Here is a 17,597-nt window from a genome sequence, read left to right on the forward strand (position 1 = left end):
ACAACGCACCCAGGCATGATGGGTGCCATGGCTCGTGACGTCACCAGCACCTACCGGCTGCAGCTGCACGCGGGGTTCACCTTCGCCGACGCTGCCACCCAACTGGACTACCTGGCGACGCTGGGTGTCTCCCACCTCTATCTGTCGCCGATCCTGCAGGCGGCGCCCGGCTCGATGCATGGGTATGACGTCGTCGACCACTCACGGATCAGCGAGGAGCTCGGTGGCCGTGCGGCGTTCGACGAGCTGGTCACTGCCGCGCACAGCCGCGGGCTCGGCATCGTCGTCGACGTCGTCCCCAACCACATGGCGATCCCGGCGCCCGAGTCACTGAATTCCCAACTGTGGGAACTGCTTCGGGACGGCCGCGACGCGAGCACTGCTTCGTGGTTCGACATCGACTGGAAGGCCGGCGGCGGTCGAATCGGGCTGCCGTGCCTCGGCAAACCGTTGGACGAGGTGCTGGCCGATGGCGAGATCACTCTCGACCGGTCCGGTGACGAGCCGGTGTTGCGCTACTTCGACCATTCGTGGCCGCTTGCGCTCGGCACGGACGGCACCGACGATGTCGCGGAACTCCTTGCCCGCCAGCACTATCGGCTCGCGCACTGGCGCGAGTCGGACAGCGTTCTCAACTACCGACGGTTCTTCGAGGTCGACACGCTCATCGCCATACGCGTGGAGGAGCCGGAGGTCTTCGACGCTTCGCATGCACTGCTGCTGGAGTTGAACGACAACGGCCTGATCGACGCCTTCCGCATCGACCACCCGGACGGCCTCGCCGACCCGATCGGGTACCTGAACCGACTGCGCGACAAGGCAGCCCGAGGAACCCCGGTCTGGGTAGAGAAGATCCTTGAGCCCGACGAGTCACTCCCGCGATCCTGGAAGTGCTCCGGCACCACGGGGTATGACGCGCTGCGCGTCATACAGTCCGCATTGACCGACCCAATGCCGGCAAGCACGTTGGCCTCGACGTGGGCCGCGACCGGTGGCGATCCCGACTACGCACACGCGGTCGAGGTCGCCAAGCGCCAGGTCATCGCACGGTCGCTGCAGCCCGAGGTGGAGCGACTGACCCGGAGAGCGCGGGAAGCACTCCCCGACCTCCCGACCGACAATCTGCGGGCCGCAGTCGTCGAATTGCTCGTCGCCAGTGACGTTTACCGCGTCTATGTCCGTCCGGCGCACAAGCCCACGGAGCACGAGCAGCAGCAGTTGCAAGCTGCTCACGAGCGCGCACTCGAAGCACGCCCGGACCTGCAGCAAGAGCTCGACGCCCTGTTACCGCTCGCGCTGCTCACCGACGACCGGCCCACGGCTATCGACTTCGGCGTGCGACTGCAGCAGACGTGGGGCCCGGTGATGGCCAAGAGCATCGAGGACACGACGTTCTACCGCTGGGGCGAATTCATCGCCATGAACGAAGTCGGCAGCGACCCGCACCTCGTCGCACAGTCCACGCCCAACGAGTTCCACGACTGGGCGAAGCAGCATCGGGGAGCCCGAGCGGGCACCATGACGACGCTGTCGACGCACGACACCAAACGCAGTGAGGACGTGCGTGCCCGGCTCATCGCCGTCAGCGGGGACCCGAAAGCGTGGCAAGTGATTTCGGATGCCACCCGCAAGGCTGCGAAGCGCGCCCGGGTCGACGGACGCACCGCCCACTTCGTGTGGCAGACCCTGCTCGGCACCGGGGAGATGCCCGACGAACGGCTCACCACCTACCTGCAGAAGGCTTTGCGTGAAGCCGCGCTGCAGACGTCCTGGCTCGACGTCAACGCCGACTATGAGCGGCGGGTCATCGACTTCGCACGCAGCATCGCTGCAGACGGTCCGGTCCGAGAAGCACTCGATGCGGCAGTTGCCGCCAACACCAACGCGATTCGTGCGATCACCCTCGGTGCAAAGTTGCTGCAGCTGACCATGCCGGGCATCCCGGACACCTATCAGGGCACCGAGCTGGTCGACCTCTCACTCGTCGATCCGGACAACCGGCGTCCGGTCGACTTCGAGCGACGCGCGGAGCTGCTGACCGCCGAGGAGGGCACCGGCTTGGACGCCGAGAAGCTGCACCTGGTCACGACTGCCCTGCACGTCCGACGCGATCACCCTCGCGTCTTCGGCAGCGAATCGTCATACCTGCCAGCGGTCTCCACCTCGGACCACCTCCTCGGGTTCAGCCGATCGGTGTCCCCCAGCCGCTTGTCCGGCGCGATCGGTCGCAACGGCCGGGAGACCTTCATGACGCTCGCCACGAGGGCACCGTCAGTGCTCGAACGGTCCGGCGGCTGGAAGAACGCAACCGTCGAGCTGCAGCGCGGCGAGTGGCACGATCACATCTCCGATGCCACCCTGACCAGCGAGGGCAAGGTCGAGGTCGCCGAGTTGCTCGACGGCTGGCCGGTGGCCCTGCTGGAGAGGCTGTCGTGACCGGATTCTCGGTATGGGCACCGTTGGCCCGCAACAGCATCGAGCTCGCGCTCGACGACCGCAGTCTGCCGATGATGCGCGACGGAGACTGGTGGCACCTAACCACCGAGGCCGCTCCGGGCGACCGTTACGCGTTCCGCATCGACGGTGGTGATGAGCGCCCCGATCCACGGTCACTCGCTCAACCCGACGGTCCGCACGCACGCTCGGCAGTGGTCGACCTGCGCGCACACGAGTGGCACGATGAGGATTGGGCGGGACGGCAGCTCGACGGCTCGGTGATCTACGAGCTGCACATCGGCACTTTCACTCCGGGGGCACCTTCGATGCCGCCATCGGGAAGCTGGATCACCTTGCCGCACTGGGTGTTTCACTGATCGAGATCATGCCGATCGCCGCCTTCCCAGGCGAGCGTGGGTGGGGCTACGACGGGGTGGCGCCATACGCCGTGCATGAGGTGTATGGCGGTGCTGCCGCCTGCCAGCGGTTCGTCGACGCGTGCCACCAGCGCGGTCTCGGAGTCCTGCTCGATGTCGTCTACAACCATCTCGGACCGAGCGGCAACTACCTGCCGCAGTTCGCGCCGTATTTCACCGACCACTACGCCACGCCCTGGGGCAGTGCCATCAACCTGGACGGCGCAGGCAGTGACGAGGTGCGTCGCTACTTCCTCGACAACGCGCGAATGTGGTTGCGGGACTTCCATTTCGACGGCCTGCGACTGGACGCGGTGCACGAGTTGCACGACGGACGGGCTGTGCACTTCCTGGAAGAGCTCGCCCATCACGTCGACGACCTGTCGGCCGAACTCGGCCGGCCGTTGACGCTCGTCGCCGAGTCGGACCGAAACGACCCGCGCACGGTGGTCCCGCGCGACGACTCCGGTGCCGGCCTCGGCCTGACGGGTCAGTGGGCGGACGACATACATCACGCATTGCACGTCGCCCTGACCGGCGAAACCCAAGGCTATTACGCGGATTTCGCCGATCCGGCAGCGCTGGAGAAGGTCATGCACACGCCGTTCTTCCACGACGGCACGTGGTCCAGCTTCCGCGGCAGACATCACGGTCGACCCGTCGACCTCGACCGCACTCCGCCGTGGCGTTACGTGGCGTCGCTGCAGACGCATGACCAGGTCGGCAATCGCGCGACCGGGGAACGCCTTTCGCAGCTGATCAGTCCCGGACGTCTCGCCGGCGCGGCCGCGCTGCTGCTCACCAGCCCCTACACCCCGATGCTCTTCATGGGCGAGGAGTGGGGCGCGTCGACGCCGTGGCAATACTTCACCGATCACCAGGAGCCGGAGCTGGCGAAGGCAGTCTCCGATGGACGCGCCCGAGAGTTCTCCGCCCATGGTTGGTCGGTGAATGTCCCTGATCCCCAGTCGGTTTCGACGCTCAGAGACTCGACGCTCGATTGGTCCGAGGTGGCCAAGGGTCAGCACGCCGAGCTGTTCGACTGGTATGCCGCGCTGATCCGCCTCCGACGCGAGGTCCCGGCCTTCACCTTCGCCGACGCACCACAGTTCTTCCGCAACGGCGCCACTATCCGGGTCCACCGCGGCGATTACGTCGTGCTGGTCAACCTCGGCTCGTACGACGCGGCGATGCCGGGGCACGTGGTGCTCGCCTTCGGCGCAGTCCGCGGTGGTGACACTGAACCGGTGACCGTCGGTGCCGAATCGGTCGCGATCCTGAAGACGTCCCGGTGAGTGCACCGCGCCTGCTGGTCCTGCATCATTCCCCGACGCCGCGACTGCGGTCCCTGCTGGACTCGGTGCTGGCCGGCACTCGGCACGAGGACCTGCCCGAGGTCGACATACACGTCGTCGAAGCGCTGTCGGTGACGATCGATGACTTCCTGGCCGCCGACGGCTACCTGCTGGGCACCCCCGCCAACTTCGGCTACATGTCGGGCGCGATGAAGCACGCCTTCGACTCCACGTATGACGACACCCGCGGCAAGGTGTCGCGCCGGCCCTTCTCGTTCTGGATCCACGGCCGCTCGGACACCACCGGTGCGCGGCGGTCGCTGGAATCCATCACGACCGGGCTCGAGTGGCGCCTCGCGGCCGAGCCGGTCGAGATCCTGCGCGTCGAGTCCGACGAGCAGCGCGAGGCGCTCACCGAACTCGGCGCCACCCTCGCCGCAGTCGTCGCGGAGGGCGGCCCGAAAATCGGGTGACGCGTGTCGGTGCGTCGTGGTCGACTGTCCGACGTGCCAAAACCGACGTTCGCCCGCCTCACGACGGGACTCGGCCAGCTGATTCCGCCGACGCCCCTGTCGCGTCGGTTGTCGCTGCAGTCCTTGCTTTTCGCGACTGCCGAGGGCACCTTCCTGACCGGCAGCGCGGTCTTCTTCACCCAGGTCGTCGGGCTGTCCGCGGCCCAGGTCGGACTCGGCCTGACCATCGCCGGCGTGGTGTCGTTCCTGGTCGCCTACCCGGCCGGTCGGGTGGTCGACGTCCTCGGCCCGAAGCGGATGTGGTCCGCCGGTGCGTTGCTCGCGGCGCTGATGTTCGGGCTGTGGCCGTTCATGACCGGCTTCTCGGCATACCTGCTGATGGTGGTGGTCTTCGAGATCATCGAGAACGCCGCCGGCGCCGGCCGCAACGCTTACATCCTGGATGTGATGCCGGAGCAGGAGCGGGTCCGCACGCAGGCCTACATGTATTCCGCGCTCAACGTCGGCTTCACCCTCGGTGCGATCATCGGCGGCATCGCGCTCGCCTTCGACAACCTCACCGTGCTGCGCTGGATGCCGTTGGTGACATTGGCAATTGGGCTGCTCAACGCCTTCTGGATCGCTCGGTTGCCGCGGGCCTCGCACGACGAACGCGCCGCAAAGCGGGACCGCAAGGTCAAACCTGTGCCGATCCCCGGCAAGGGCCCGCTGCGCAACTTCGGCTGGATGGGCGTCAGCTTCTGCAGCGGCACGATGTGGACCAACCAGGTGCTGCTCAACGTGGTCATTCCGCTGTGGCTGGTCGAAGCCACGGACTCGCCGCACTGGCTGCTGGCGTGGCTCTTCGGCACCAACACCGTGATGTGCATCTTCCTGCCGGCATACACGACTCGCGGCATACACACCCTGCAGGACGCACTCAAGGCCGTGCGCATCTCCGGCGCATTCTTCGTGCTCTCCTGCCTGATCACGATGGGCACGCACAGCACCTCGGGGCTGCTCACCGTCACGCTCGTCTGGCTCGGTCACGTCACCGTGACCGGCGCCGAGCTCGCCTTCTCGGCGAGCAGTTGGGCCTTCCAGGCCGAGCTGATGGACCCGCGTCGACGTGGTGAATACGGTGGAGTCCAGGAGGTGTTCGCCACGCTCGGGGGTCGATGGGCGCCTGCGGCATACACCTTCCTCGCGCTCAGTTGGCACGGTCCCGGGTGGCTGGTCATCGCGGCGATCGTCGTGCTGGCCACGGCCGGGATGCATCCGGCCGTCCGGGCGGCGGAGGCGTTCTTGGTGCGAGAAGTGCCTGCCGATGTCCTCGCACGAGACCGGCCGGCGCCCGAGGAGGCGGCAGCGACCGTCGGCTGACGCCGGCGGTGCGGGAAGATGGTTCGGTGAATCCCTCCGCTGCCATCGCAACCGTGCTGCTGGACGAGCTCATCCGCCAGGGTGTGCGCGAAGTTGTCCTCGCACCCGGGTCGCGTTCCGCGCCTCTCGCGTATGCCGCAGAGGCGGCCGAGCGAGCCGGACGCCTGCGCCTGCACGTGCGGGTGGACGAGCGGTCCGCGGCATACCTCGCGCTCGGCCTGGCCAAGGCATCCCGTATGCCGGTCCCGGTCATCACCACCAGCGGCACGGCCGTCGCGAACCTCTACCCGGCCGTGCTCGAGGCCTCGCACGGCTACGTCCCGATGATCCTGCTGACCGCCGATCGCCCGCAAGAACTGCGCGGCACCGGCGCCAACCAGACCACCGACCAGGTGAAGTTCTTCGCCGGGTCGACCAGGTGGTTCCACGAATTCGGCACTCCCGAGCGGCGATCCGGCCAGCAGGCGATCTGGCGATCGGTGATCGGACGCGCGGTCGCAGAGTCGCGTGGTTATCCTTCCGGCGACCCCGGCCCAGTGCATCTGAACGTGCCGCTACGCGACCCGCTCGTGCCGGACCAACTCGACGACACCGGCGCCGACTGGCCCGAGAGCCTGACCGGCCGGCCGCACGGCGAAGCCTGGCTCAGCCTGCGCCAACCCGACTCGCACGGTCGCGGAGCCGTGACTGGATCCGGCATCGCACCGGTCCCGCGGACCCTCGTGCTGTTGGGTGACCTACCCGCTGCGCACCACTCCTCCGAGCTGGCCGAGCTCGCCGACGCAGCCGGCTGGCCGATCATGGCCGAGCCGTTCGGCGCCTACCGCCGCGGCCGCGTCACCCCCAACGGGCCGCTGCTGCTGCGCGCACACGAATGGGTCGAGGACCACCTGCCCGAGCGGGTGCTCATCGGCGGACGCGTCACGCTCGACCGCGAAGTCGCTCGGCTGCTGAGCAATCCGGCCGTCACCGTCGAGGCGGTCACGCCCCTCACGTCGTGGGCCGACCCGGGTCACGTCGTGCGCCGGGTGCATGACTGGGACGACATCGAGCGCAGCCACCAGGCCGTCGCCTCCTGTGTCGATCGCGCCTGGGCGTCGCAGTGGCGCACCGCGGGACAGGTCGTGGCTGCGGCGGCCGTGCCGCTGATCGAGTCCAGCTGGCCGAGCGGGCCGGCCGTCGCGCGCACGGTCGTGCACAACCTGCCGGCCGACTCCGGCATGTACATCGGATCGTCCAACACCGCGCGCGACGTCGACCTCGCCCGTGACCCCCGCGAGATCACGCACGGCGTCGTAGCGGTCGGCAACCGCGGGCTCGCCGGCATCGACGGTGTCGTGTCGTCAGCGATCGGGTTCGCCCTCGCCCGGGCACCGCACCCCGCTGTCGCGCTGGTCGGCGACCTGACCTTCCTGCACGACACGAACGCCCTGCTGATCGGCCCGCACGAGGCCCGCCCGGACCTGACGATCGTCGTCATGAACGACAACGGCGGCGGCATCTTCGGCACCCTCGAGCCGGGCCGTGACTCACTCTCCGGGCCCTACGAGCGGATCTTCGCCACCCCGACCGACACCAATATCAGCGAGCTGTGCGCCGCACACGGCATCGAGCACGAGTATGTCGGTGATTCCGACGTGCTTGCAGAGCGGATCTCCAAGCCGGGCAAGGGAATTCGTGTTTGCGAGGTGCGCATCTCGCGCGACGGCCAGCGGGAGTTCCGGGCCGAGCTCGGCGCCGCCGCAGCAGCCGCCCTCGCGCCGGTGTCGAACACCTGAGGAACGCGCACACCGACGCGCCGAGAGCCTCAGAACAGTGTCGGGATGACACGGAACACCGGCTCCAGAGCCGTGAACTTCGTGTCATCCCGGCACTCTTGTTGTCTGGTGGGCGGATAGTCCGTTGAGTCATGCAGTTGTCCGTTTGAGACAAGTTTGAGCCCAGTTTTCGCCGCCCTGGCGGCTTGATTTGAACCACCTGACCTGGGACGTTGACTGAGACGTGATTCACATCACACAGAAAGGGTCATCCGTGACAGCCGCGCACTCCTATCCGGAGCCACAACCGGCGCTCGGTCGGATGATCGACACCTACGCCACGCTGTCCCCGGCGGCCCGACGTGCTCTGGTGGCGATCGCCGGGCACCTCGAGCAGAGCAGCGACGAGATCGCCGGCGTCATGGTGGTCGGATACGTTCGCGAGATCCCGCAGTACGCGACGATCACGGACGAGGGCCTGCTGGCCGACGTTCACTCGGTCTCGTCGGCCCTCGTCCGCTGCTGGCTGCGCATGCTGCGCACCGGAAGCCCGGCCGACCCGGACTTGATGGATCTGATCCAGGACGGCGCCCGTCGCCGCGCAGCACAGGGGATGGACCTGAGCGCGCTGCTGCGCGCCTACCGGCTAGGGGTCCGGTCGATGTGGACCCAGATGACCGAGAGCCCGGACTGGCGGTCGTCCTCGAGCCTGCGCAAGTCCGCTGATCGCGTGACGGCATGGGTGTTGGACTACAGCGATCTGCTGTGCACCCAGGTCGAATCCTGCTATCTCGAAGAAGCTCACCGCGTCGCCCAGCAGCGCGAATATCGCCGGTCGGCTCTGCTCAACGCGATCCTCACCAGCAGCGGTGAGTCCGAGAACCGACATTCCGAGCTGTCCCGGCCCCACGTGCTCGCCGTTGTGGAAGTATCCACCGATCGCAGCCTGCCCCGGCTCGAACAGCTGGGTCACCTCTTGGAGCGCTCCGCTGGCGCGATGCTGTGGACCGTGCGACATACAAGTGTGGTCGCCGCCGTCCCGATGACTTCGGTCGTGCACCGAAACACGCTACGCGAGCAACTGGAACACATTGTCTCGCAAGATGATTCACTGACCGCCGGGTTGGGCGGAAGTGCTTGCAGTGGACGGGACTCGCGCAGCAGCTACGTCGAGGCCATCGACGCCATCCGGGTCGGACGCGCGGCAGACACGTCGCCACGCCGGGTCTACGACTACCTCGAGCTGGCACCCCTCGTCGAGATGCTGCGACAGCCGGAGCGGGCCAGACGCTTCACGGCGGCAGTGCTCGAACCGTTCGGGCTGCTCACTCATCGAACATGGATGTTGCCGACCCTGGAGGCCTACCTCGTGCACAACGGCCGGCAACGCGAGATTGCCGATGCGCTGTCGGTGCACGTGAGCACTGTCAAGTACCGCCTCGGAGAGATACGCGGGTCATGTCCCGTGCAGCTCGAGGACGGGCGGCAAGCGGGCAATCTGCTGCTCGCCATACGGCTCCAACAGATCCTCGCCGAGGAGCACGACACCTCCCCTAGTGCGGTGCATCCAACGCCCAGTTGGCCACTGCTCCCCACCACACCCGCGCACCAACCGCTGCCGAACTCCTTCTGCCGAGCGGCGATCCCGCACGTCCCGCAACCCGCCAACAAGACAAGGCACAGATCATGATCCGCAAGAACCTCACTATCGCGATGGCCACAACACTGTTCGTCGGACCCCTCGCCGCGTGCGCGAGCAGCGGCGGAGCCGGTGGCTCCGGTGGCAGTGGGGGCGGTGGGACTGTCACGGTCGGAGAGTCGACCTCCCTCAGCGGCTCCATCGCCAACCTCGGGCAGACCGGTCTGCAGGGCCTGCAGATGGCGGTCGCCGACATCAACGCCAAGGGCGGCCTCCTCGGCAAGAAGGTCAAGGTCGTCAGCGCCGACGACAGCACGCAGCCGGCGACCGGTGCCGCCAACGCGCGGTCGATGATCACCAAGAACAAGGCAGTCGCACTTTTCGGCCCGGTCTCGAGCGCGGTCGCGTCTGCCGAGCAGCAAGTGGCTGAGCAGTACAAGGTGCCGATCTTCTTCCACACCTCCAACGACGTCAGCCTGATGACCAAGACCTTCACGCCATACGCCTTCCAGAACGTGCCGAGTACGACGATGGAGCCACGCGCCGTTGCGGACTATCTCGCCAAGAAGGTCGGCGACAAACAGATCACCATCGCGACGTTCGCTCCCGACTACAGCTTCGGGCACGACACCGTCGACGGCTTCCTGCAGGCGCTGCAGAAGCTGCACGTCAACTACAAACTGGTCAAGCAGGAGTTCCCGCCGTTGGGTGCGAGCAACATCAGCTCCTACCTTTCCGCGTTGGTCTCCTCCCACCCGCAATACGTGTTCAACGCGCAATACGGCGGTGACCTCGTCGCGTTCACCAAGCAGGCCGAACAGTTCGGATTCTTCAAGGACACCAAGGTGATTGCGATGTACGCCTATGCGCCGCTCGATGCGCTCGGCAGCTCCGCACCCGCGGGTGCCATCGGTTTCGATCGCGCTGCGTTCTGGGCGATCGACAACCCCGCGATGTCGACCTTCGTCAAGGCCTACCAGGCGAAGTACAAGAAGTATCCGACGGAGTGGGCGATCCTGGCATACGCCTCCGCGCAGGAGTGGGCCTACGGCGTGAAGAAGGCGAACAGCTTCGATTCCGACAAGGTCATCAAGGCCATTCCCGGTGCGACGGTGCCAACGATCATCGGCGACATGAAGATCCGCGCGTGCGACCACCAGGCCGAGGTGCCCGAGTATGTCGGCACGATCAGCAAGACGGCGAACCCGAAGTACGGCGGGGTGCACCTCTACGACGACGTGTTCAAGGCACCGTTCAAGGACATCTCGCTCAGCTGTGACGAGGCGAAGGCGCTGCAGAAGTGAACCCTCGTCACGACGTTGCCGAAGGAGCATCCTGACCGATGTCATCGATCATCACCAACCTGATCGGCATCCTGACGACCGCAGGCACCCTCTTCATGGTCGCCGCCGGGCTCACACTCGTCTTCGGCGCACTGCGGCTGATCAACATCGCGCACGGCAGCTTCTACATGTATGGCGCCTACTTCGCCACGACCCTGACCACCCACCTGGCGGGTGCCGGCTTCTGGGTGGCTCTTGTGGTGTGTCCACTTGCCGTCGCGGTGATGGGGGTGCTCGTGGAAGTGCTGGTCCTGCGCCGGCTCTACCGGCGCGAGCATCTCACCCAGCTGCTGGCAACATTCGCTCTGTTACTCATCTTCGCGGATGTCGCACTTCGCTTGTGGGGCAAGGATGTTCGCAGCATCAAGCCACCGAACGAACTCAGCGGACGCTTCCAGGTCGGCGGCGCCGCAGTCCCGGCCTACAACCTGTTCGTGATCGGCGTCGCCGTCCTGGTGGCCGTCGGCCTCTGGGCGCTGATGAGCCGGACCCGGTTGGGCTGGCGCATCCGGGCCGTCGTCGACGACCCGGAGGTGCTTGCGTCGTCGGGCACGAACGTTCCGCTGATCCTCACCGGGGTCTTCGCGCTCGGCGCCCTGCTCGCCGGGCTGAGCGGCGTCGTGATCGCTCCGCAGCAGGCGGTGCAGCCGGGGATGGACGCCGAGATCATCGTCGCGGCATTCATCGTCGCGGTCATCGGCGGCCTGGGGTCCATCGTCGGAGCCGCAGTGGGATCCGTGGTGATCGGCATCGTGGAGACGCTGGGCGCCGTGTGGACGCCGAGCTGGGCATCCACGTTCATCTACGCCCTGATGATCCTTGTCCTCGCCGTTCGCCCGTGGGGCCTGTTCGGGGAGGCCGAGCGATGAGCAGCAACGGCACGCCGACATCCACCGCGCCACCCGAGGAGAAGGCCCCCGTGAGCTCCGAATCCGTTGCGACCAAGGCTCGTCCGCAACTGCTGCGCAACATCGCGATACCGGTCGTCCTGACAATCTTCATGGTCGTGCTCGGTTTCGTCGTCGGTGGCAACACACTCACGACACTCGAAGAGGTGCTGGCCCTGGTGGTCTTCGCCACCGCCACCAACCTCCTTCTCGGGCAAGGTGGTCTGGTCAGCTTCGGACAGGCGGTGTTCTACGGAATCGGCGCGTACACGGTCGGGTTGGGCTGGCTGCACTGGCACCTGTCCTTCTGGCTGACGTTCTTCCTCGCCCCGGTGGTCAGCGCGCTCGTCGCCATACCCGTCGGGCTAGTGGCGTTGCGGGCCCGCAAGCTCTACTTCGCCCTCTCGACACTGGCGTTCTCCGAGCTCGCCTACCAGTTGGCCGAATCGAGGTACAACTTCACCCAGGGCGCCAACGGTGTCTTCGGGCCGTTCATCCCGAGCAGGCTGACCATCCCGATCAACGGCTACCTCTTCCTACTGACGGTGACCGTGATCAGCCTGCTGCTGATGTGGAAGGTGACCCGGTCGCCCTTCGGATTGGTGCTGCGGTCGATCCGAGAGAACCGCGAGCGCGCTCAGGCGCTGGGTGTGAACGTCTACTGGCACCAACTGATGGCATTCGTCGTGTCGGGATTCTTCTGCGGTCTTGCGGGCGCCATGTTCGTTGTCTACAGCCAGTCCGCCTACCCGGAGCTGCTGGACTGGACCAGTTCAGGCTCACCGATCTTCATGGCGGTGATCGGTGGCATGGGCACGTTCCTCGGCCCCGCGCTCGGGGCGTTCATCTACCAGTTCGGTCACGACGAACTCGTCCGCTATGTCAGCGACTGGCAGCTGGTGCTGGGCGGCGTGCTGTTGCTGATCGTCATGTTCTGGCCCGACGGCATTCTCGGATCGCTCACCAAGGTCAAGTGGTCCGAGTGGCGAAAGTCGTTCGGGTCGAAGGGAAGTGACTCCGATGACTGACAGGGATCTGCTGGTCGCATCGGGCCTCGTGCGCAGCTTCGGCGCGTTCCGGGCGGTCGACGGCGTCGACCTAACGGTCACCGAGGGCACGATCCACTCAGTGATCGGGCCGAACGGCGCCGGCAAGACGACGCTCTTCCGGTTGCTGACCGGCATCCTGCGGCCGACGTCGGGCACGCTGGTGTTCGACGGCGACCAGATCGGCGGCAAGCGGCCCGACGTCGTCGCGCGACTCGGCTTGGCGCAAGCCTTCCAGACCACGAACATCTTCCCCCGGATGAGCGTGCTGGAGTCGGTCCGTGCCGCGCTGGTCAGCAGACATCACCGCACTCGCGACATGTTCAGCTGGTTCCACTCGCGCCTGACGGACGAGGCGATGGAGGTGATCGATCGAGTGGGCCTATCCGATCTCGCCGACGTCGAGTCGCAGACGCTGTCGCACGGCGATCAGCGCGCCCTGGAGGTCGCACTCGCCCTGGCGATGCGGCCACGCCTGTTGCTGCTCGACGAGCCGACCGCAGGTATGTCGCCCTTCGAGTCACGGCGAATGGTGTCCCTGGTCCAAGGGCTGTCGCGCGACATGGGGCTGACCGTCATCCTCTCGGAACACGACATGGACACCGTGTTCGGGATCTCCGACGAGGTGACCGTCATGCATCAGGGACGGGTCATCGCCGACGGCCCTGCGGCCGATGTCCGGGCGAATGACGAAGTGATGGCCATCTACCTCGGGAGCGAAGCATGACGCTGTCCGTGCACGACATACACACCTACTACGGGAGAAGCCATGTGCTGCAAGGAATCTCACTGGAGGTGGAGGACGGCGAGACAGTCGCACTGCTCGGTCGCAACGGGGCGGGCAAGACAACGACGATGCGCAGCATCGTCGGGCTGACACCTGCCCGCCGCGGTCGCGTCGAGTGGGACGGCACCGACATCAGCGGTCTGCCTGCCCACCGGATCGCGCGGCGCGGGATCGCCTTCGTGCCGAGCGGTCGCCGGGCCTACGCGTCACTCACGGTCCGACAGAACCTCGCGCTCGCTACGCGCGGCAACGACCCGAAGGGCTGGTCCCTCGACCGGGTGCTGACGACGTTCCCCAAACTCAACGAACTCAGCGACCGTCGTGCCGGGCACCTCTCCGGTGGTGAGCAGCAGATGCTGAAGCTCGGCCGGGCGTTGCTCAGCGCACCCAGGATCCTGCTGCTGGACGAGCCGACCGAGGGCCTCTCGCCCGCCATCGTGTCGGACCTCGGCCGGTGGCTCGCCATTCTGAAGGAGGAGCGCATCACCGTGCTGATAACCGAGCAGAACGCTTTGTTCGCACTGAAATACGCCGACCGCGGCTACATCATCGAGAAGGGCCTCGTCCGGCACGAGGCACCGGCGGCACAGCTGCGCGAGAGCGCGGAGATCCAGCGTTACTTGGGCGTGTCCGCCGGTGTCTGACACGTTGCAGGGCAAGCGGGCCGTTGTCACCGGCGCCGCCTCGGGCATCGGGCTGGCCGTGGCGCAACGACTCGCGCACGACGGCTGCTCGGTGATTGCGGTCGACCTCACCGGCCCACCATTGGCGGGCCTGGCCGCGAGTCACCCAGAGATCCGGATCGAGGCGTGCGACCTGGGCCTTCCGGAGCAGATCCACCAGCTCGTCGAACGGGTAAACGACGTCGACATCCTCGTCAACAATGCCGGCATCCAACGGGTCCACCCGGTGGAGGAGTTTCCCGAGGACGAGTGGAACACCATGGTGGCGATCATGCTGACGGCGCCATACCTGCTCACCAAGCTGTGCCTGCCGGGCATGTATGAACGCGGTTGGGGCCGGGTGATCAACGTGGCCTCTGCGCACGGCCTGGTGGCGTCGCCGTACAAGAGTTGTTACGTCGCGTGCAAACATGCGCTGGTCGGCTTCACCAAGACGCTGGCGCTCGAGGCGGGAGGCCGCTGCCCGGACGTCACGACCCACGCCATCTGTCCGAGCTATGTTCGGACACCGCTGGTGGAGAGGCAGATTGCCGACCAGGCTCGGGCGCACGGGGTGACCGAGTCCGAGGTGCTCGAGCGGGTCATGCTCTCGTCGAACGCCGTACGCCGGCTCATCGAACCCGAGGAGGTCGCCGAGGCCGTCCGCTATGTGTGTCGGGACGGTGCGTGGTCGATGAGCGGTTCAGCGCTCACCCTTGACGCGGGCTGGCTCGCGCACTGACGACCGGCGCCCCAACGGCACGGCCGTCGGTGCTTTGGGGCGGTCTCCCCCGCTATCCCTCGTGGGTGATGCCCCAGGACGCCGACCAGGTGTCACCGGGCTCCAGGACGACGAGCGCCTCACCGGTGGCGAAGGCTCCGGCCGGGCAGCTCATCGGCTCGACCGCGACGCCGGTGCGACGCGCACGCCCTGCCGGCAGTGAGTCGCCGGTGAAAACCTGTGTGTAACCGAAGTGTTCGGCCTCCGCCCAGAGTGTGGTGCTGCGTTCGCCGTTGCCCAGAGTGATCCGCCAGCGGCCATCCTCGTCCGCACCGAGCCCGGTGAAAGCTGTGTCCAGCACGGTGTTTCCGATTGCCTGCGGCTCGCGGAAGTCGTAGTCGGTGCCGTCCACCGGCTTCGTCCCGGTCGGCAGCAGGCGGTCGTCGACCGTCAGGTAGTCGATGGCCGGCAGCGTCAGCGTCAACTCGTCGACCGTCTCCTCACCGACGGTCAGGTAGGGGTGTGCACCGAAGCCGAACGGCGCACGCGTCGACCCGACATTCGTCGCACTCGGCGTCACAGTCAGGCCGTCGTCGCCGACCTCGTAACGAACGCGCAGGTCGAGTATGGCGCCCCACCCCGGGCTGGGCATCAGCCGAAAGCCAACAGTCACAGTCGAATCCGTCCGCTCGACGAGCGACCACTGCTCCCAGCGGACCAGCCCGTGCGACGCGTTGAGTCGCGCCGGCTCGGTCAGCGGCAACTGCTGCGTGGCACCGTCGAAGGTGTAGCGACCGTCGGCGATGCGGTTCGGCCACGGCATGAGCAGCTGGCCGCGGCCGGCGTCCGCCTTGGCATCCGGTGGGTAGCCGAAAAGCACGGGACGTCCGTTTGCGTCATACGAACGTATGCCACCGCCGACTCCGACGACGGTGAGCCGCTGGTCGCCGTGGCTGATCTCCCACTGCTGCCCGGACGGTGAAATCTGTTCTGTCTCAGTCATTGCCGAGGATCTTACGCGCAGCTTCCCGCATCTCCACCTTGCGGATCTTGCCGGTCACCGTCATCGGGAAGGCCTCGGTGACGTGCACGTAGCGCGGGATCTTGTAGTGCGCGAGCCGACCCTTGCAGAACTCCTGTATGGCGCCGGCGTCCAGCGGGTCCTCCCCCGAACGCATCACGATCCAGGCCATGAGTTCCTCGCCATACTTCTCGTCCGGCACACCGATCACCTGCACGTCGGCGATCTTCGGGTGCGTGTAGAGGAACTCCTCGACCTCGCGCGGGTAGATGTTCTCGCCGCCGCGGATGACCAGGTCCTTCATGCGCCCCACGACGTTGACGTAGCCGGCATCGTCCATGATCGCCAGGTCACCCGTGTGCATCCAACGCGCGCTGTCGATCGCCTCGGCGGTCTTCTCCGGTTGCTCCCAGTATCCCAGCATCACGCTGTAACCGCGCGTGCAAAGCTCCCCGGTCCCGCCTTGCGGAACCGTCAAACCTGTTGCGGGGTCGACGATCTTGACCTCCAAGTGCGGCATGACACGACCTGTCGTCTCGGTGCGCCGGGCGAGGGTGTCGTCGGTTCGCGTCATCGTCGACACCGGCGAGGTCTCGGTCATGCCGTAGGAGATCGCGACCTCGCTCATGTTCATCTCCGCGATCACTCGCTTCATCACCTCGACCGGGCACGGTGAGCCGGCCATGATGCCCGTGCGCAGGCTGCTGAGGTCGAAGGTCTGCTCGCCCTTGTCTATCAGCGCCAGCTCGGCGATGAACATCGTGGGGACGCCATACAGTGACGTGCAGCGTTCTGCTTCAACGGCTTTCAGCGTCGCCTCGGCCTCGAAGGACGGCGCCGGGATCACCATGCACGCGCCGTGCGAGGTCGCTGCGAGATTGCCCATCACCATCCCGAAGCAGTGGTAGAAAGGCACCGGAAGACAGATGCGGTCATGCTCCGTGTAGTTGATCAACTCGCCGACGAAGTAGCCGTTGTTGAGGATGTTGTGGTGCGAAAGGGTCGCGCCCTTGGGGAATCCCGTTGTCCCCGAAGTGTATTGGATGTTGATCGGGTTGTCGGTGGAGAGCCCGTCGGAGCGACGCACCAGCTCGTCGGTCGTGACGCGAGTCGCACCGGCGACCAGGTCGTCCCAGGACGGGTCACCGATGTAGACCACCTGCTGCAGCTCCCGACACTCATCGCGGACCTGCTCGACCATCGATCGGTAGTCAGACGTCTTGTGGGTCTGCGCGCTGACGATCATCCGCATGCCGGACTGCTTCAGGACGTACGACAGCTCGTGCGAGCGGTATGCCGGGTTGACACAGACCATGAGCGCCCCGATACGGGCGGTGGCGTATTGCACCAGCGTCCACTCGGGGCAGTTCGGCGACCAGATGCCGACCCGGTCACCCTTGTCGATGCCTGCGGCCATCAGGCCGCGTGCAACCTCGTCAACAGCGGCGTCGAACTCGGCATACGTCCAGCGGCGACCGCTCGGCAGGTCGACCATCGCGTCCCGGTCGGCGAAACGCTCGGCGGTGCGGCGCAGGTTGTCGCCGATCGTGTCACCGAGCAGTGGCACCTCGGAGGTGCCACTGGCGTATGACGGGTGGCTTGCAACGGGCATCGGGACCTCCTGCGGGCTGGCATCGTGACGTCTCTCACATTAGGTCAGCGCTCTGTGCGGTGACGAGGTGTTGCGCAATCGACTCCGAACCCGGTTGCGGTGTTGCAGAGTCGGCTCTGGCGGCGGCATATCCTGGGCCG

The 17,597-nt window shown here is 66.5% G+C and carries 15 protein-coding genes; 13 read left to right on the forward strand and 2 right to left on the reverse strand.

The annotated features are described in order from the left end of the window. Positions 1-27: 27 nt before the first annotated feature. The 13 genes from treY to ACFQDH_RS01780 all read left to right on the forward strand — a co-directional run bounded on the left by treY (position 28) and on the right by ACFQDH_RS01780 (position 14,845). Positions 28-2,436: a malto-oligosyltrehalose synthase gene (gene treY / locus ACFQDH_RS01720; protein WP_382397875.1), complete on the forward strand. Its 2,409-nt coding sequence runs from the start codon at positions 28-30 to the stop codon at positions 2,434-2,436. Continuing rightward, entirely contained in the window at positions 2,433-2,813 is a 381-nt protein-coding gene (locus ACFQDH_RS01725) for a hypothetical protein (protein WP_382397877.1), read from the forward strand. Before treY ends, ACFQDH_RS01725 begins: the two co-directional genes overlap by 4 nt. Then, the gene (gene treZ / locus ACFQDH_RS01730) at positions 2,798-4,147 is read left to right on the forward strand and encodes a malto-oligosyltrehalose trehalohydrolase (RefSeq protein ID WP_382404792.1); all 1,350 of its coding nucleotides are present in this window, start codon (positions 2,798-2,800) and stop codon (positions 4,145-4,147) included. The genes ACFQDH_RS01725 and treZ overlap by 16 nt, the downstream gene beginning before the upstream one ends. Then, positions 4,144-4,620, forward strand: coding sequence for a flavodoxin family protein (locus tag ACFQDH_RS01735; RefSeq protein WP_382397879.1), 477 nt, complete (start codon positions 4,144-4,146; stop codon positions 4,618-4,620). The genes treZ and ACFQDH_RS01735 overlap by 4 nt, the downstream gene beginning before the upstream one ends. Before the next feature lie 33 nt (positions 4,621-4,653). Further along, positions 4,654-5,982, forward strand: coding sequence for an MFS transporter (locus ACFQDH_RS01740; RefSeq protein WP_382397881.1), 1,329 nt, complete (start codon positions 4,654-4,656; stop codon positions 5,980-5,982). Between the two features lie 26 nt (positions 5,983-6,008). Beyond that, positions 6,009-7,760 carry a 2-succinyl-5-enolpyruvyl-6-hydroxy-3-cyclohexene-1-carboxylic-acid synthase gene (gene menD, locus ACFQDH_RS01745; protein ID WP_382397883.1) on the forward strand — a complete coding sequence of 584 codons (1,752 nt, stop codon included), beginning with the start codon at positions 6,009-6,011 and terminating at the stop codon, positions 7,758-7,760. A gap of 253 nt (positions 7,761-8,013) precedes the next feature. Beyond that, a complete protein-coding gene (locus ACFQDH_RS01750) occupies positions 8,014-9,429 on the forward strand; it encodes a PucR family transcriptional regulator (protein WP_382397885.1) in 1,416 nt (471 codons plus the stop codon). 23 nt (positions 9,430-9,452) lie between these two features. After that, positions 9,453-10,682, forward strand: a complete 1,230-nt coding sequence (locus ACFQDH_RS01755) for an ABC transporter substrate-binding protein (protein ID WP_382397887.1) — start codon at positions 9,453-9,455, stop codon at positions 10,680-10,682. A gap of 38 nt (positions 10,683-10,720) precedes the next feature. Continuing rightward, positions 10,721-11,590 (forward strand): branched-chain amino acid ABC transporter permease, encoded by an 870-nt coding sequence (locus tag ACFQDH_RS01760; RefSeq protein ID WP_382397889.1) that lies wholly within the window; start codon positions 10,721-10,723, stop codon positions 11,588-11,590. After that, a complete protein-coding gene (locus tag ACFQDH_RS01765) occupies positions 11,587-12,636 on the forward strand; it encodes a branched-chain amino acid ABC transporter permease (RefSeq protein ID WP_382397891.1) in 1,050 nt (349 codons plus the stop codon). Before ACFQDH_RS01760 ends, ACFQDH_RS01765 begins: the two co-directional genes overlap by 4 nt. After that, positions 12,629-13,381 (forward strand): ABC transporter ATP-binding protein, encoded by a 753-nt coding sequence (locus tag ACFQDH_RS01770; RefSeq protein WP_382397893.1) that lies wholly within the window; start codon positions 12,629-12,631, stop codon positions 13,379-13,381. The genes ACFQDH_RS01765 and ACFQDH_RS01770 overlap by 8 nt, the downstream gene beginning before the upstream one ends. Continuing rightward, a complete protein-coding gene (locus ACFQDH_RS01775) occupies positions 13,378-14,085 on the forward strand; it encodes an ABC transporter ATP-binding protein (protein WP_382397895.1) in 708 nt (235 codons plus the stop codon). Before ACFQDH_RS01770 ends, ACFQDH_RS01775 begins: the two co-directional genes overlap by 4 nt. After that, positions 14,078-14,845 (forward strand): 3-hydroxybutyrate dehydrogenase, encoded by a 768-nt coding sequence (locus ACFQDH_RS01780; protein WP_382397897.1) that lies wholly within the window; start codon positions 14,078-14,080, stop codon positions 14,843-14,845. The genes ACFQDH_RS01775 and ACFQDH_RS01780 overlap by 8 nt, the downstream gene beginning before the upstream one ends. A gap of 52 nt (positions 14,846-14,897) precedes the next feature. Here ACFQDH_RS01780 and ACFQDH_RS01785 read toward each other — a convergent pair whose 3' ends face one another. Together ACFQDH_RS01785 and ACFQDH_RS01790 are read right to left on the reverse strand one after the other, a co-directional pair. Continuing rightward, positions 14,898-15,827, reverse strand: coding sequence for an aldose 1-epimerase family protein (locus ACFQDH_RS01785; RefSeq protein ID WP_382397899.1), 930 nt, complete (start codon positions 15,825-15,827; stop codon positions 14,898-14,900). Further along, positions 15,820-17,457 carry an AMP-binding protein gene (locus ACFQDH_RS01790; RefSeq protein WP_382397901.1) on the reverse strand — a complete coding sequence of 546 codons (1,638 nt, stop codon included), beginning with the start codon at positions 17,455-17,457 and terminating at the stop codon, positions 15,820-15,822. Before ACFQDH_RS01790 ends, ACFQDH_RS01785 begins: the two co-directional genes overlap by 8 nt. Positions 17,458-17,597: the final 140 nt, after the last annotated feature.

Origin of the sequence: Flexivirga alba (assembly GCF_042661025.1) — a bacterium.
In the GTDB taxonomy this organism is placed as follows: domain Bacteria; phylum Actinomycetota; class Actinomycetes; order Actinomycetales; family Dermatophilaceae; genus Flexivirga; species Flexivirga alba.

Excerpts from the sequence above, each read along its gene's own strand:
- ACFQDH_RS01785 (WP_382397899.1), bottom strand. The coding sequence starts at position 15,827 with ATGACTGAGACAGAACAGATTTCACCGTCCGGGCAGCAGTGGGAGATC.
- ACFQDH_RS01760 (WP_382397889.1), top strand. The coding sequence starts at position 10,721 with ATGTCATCGATCATCACCAACCTGATCGGCATCCTGACGACCGCAGGC.
- ACFQDH_RS01755 (WP_382397887.1), top strand. The coding sequence starts at position 9,453 with ATGGCCACAACACTGTTCGTCGGACCCCTCGCCGCGTGCGCGAGCAGC.
- ACFQDH_RS01770 (WP_382397893.1), top strand. The coding sequence starts at position 12,629 with ATGACTGACAGGGATCTGCTGGTCGCATCGGGCCTCGTGCGCAGCTTC.
- treY (WP_382397875.1), top strand. The coding sequence starts at position 28 with ATGGCTCGTGACGTCACCAGCACCTACCGGCTGCAGCTGCACGCGGGG.
- ACFQDH_RS01775 (WP_382397895.1), top strand. The coding sequence starts at position 13,378 with ATGACGCTGTCCGTGCACGACATACACACCTACTACGGGAGAAGCCAT.
- ACFQDH_RS01790 (WP_382397901.1), bottom strand. The coding sequence starts at position 17,457 with ATGCCCGTTGCAAGCCACCCGTCATACGCCAGTGGCACCTCCGAGGTG.
- ACFQDH_RS01765 (WP_382397891.1), top strand. The coding sequence starts at position 11,587 with ATGAGCAGCAACGGCACGCCGACATCCACCGCGCCACCCGAGGAGAAG.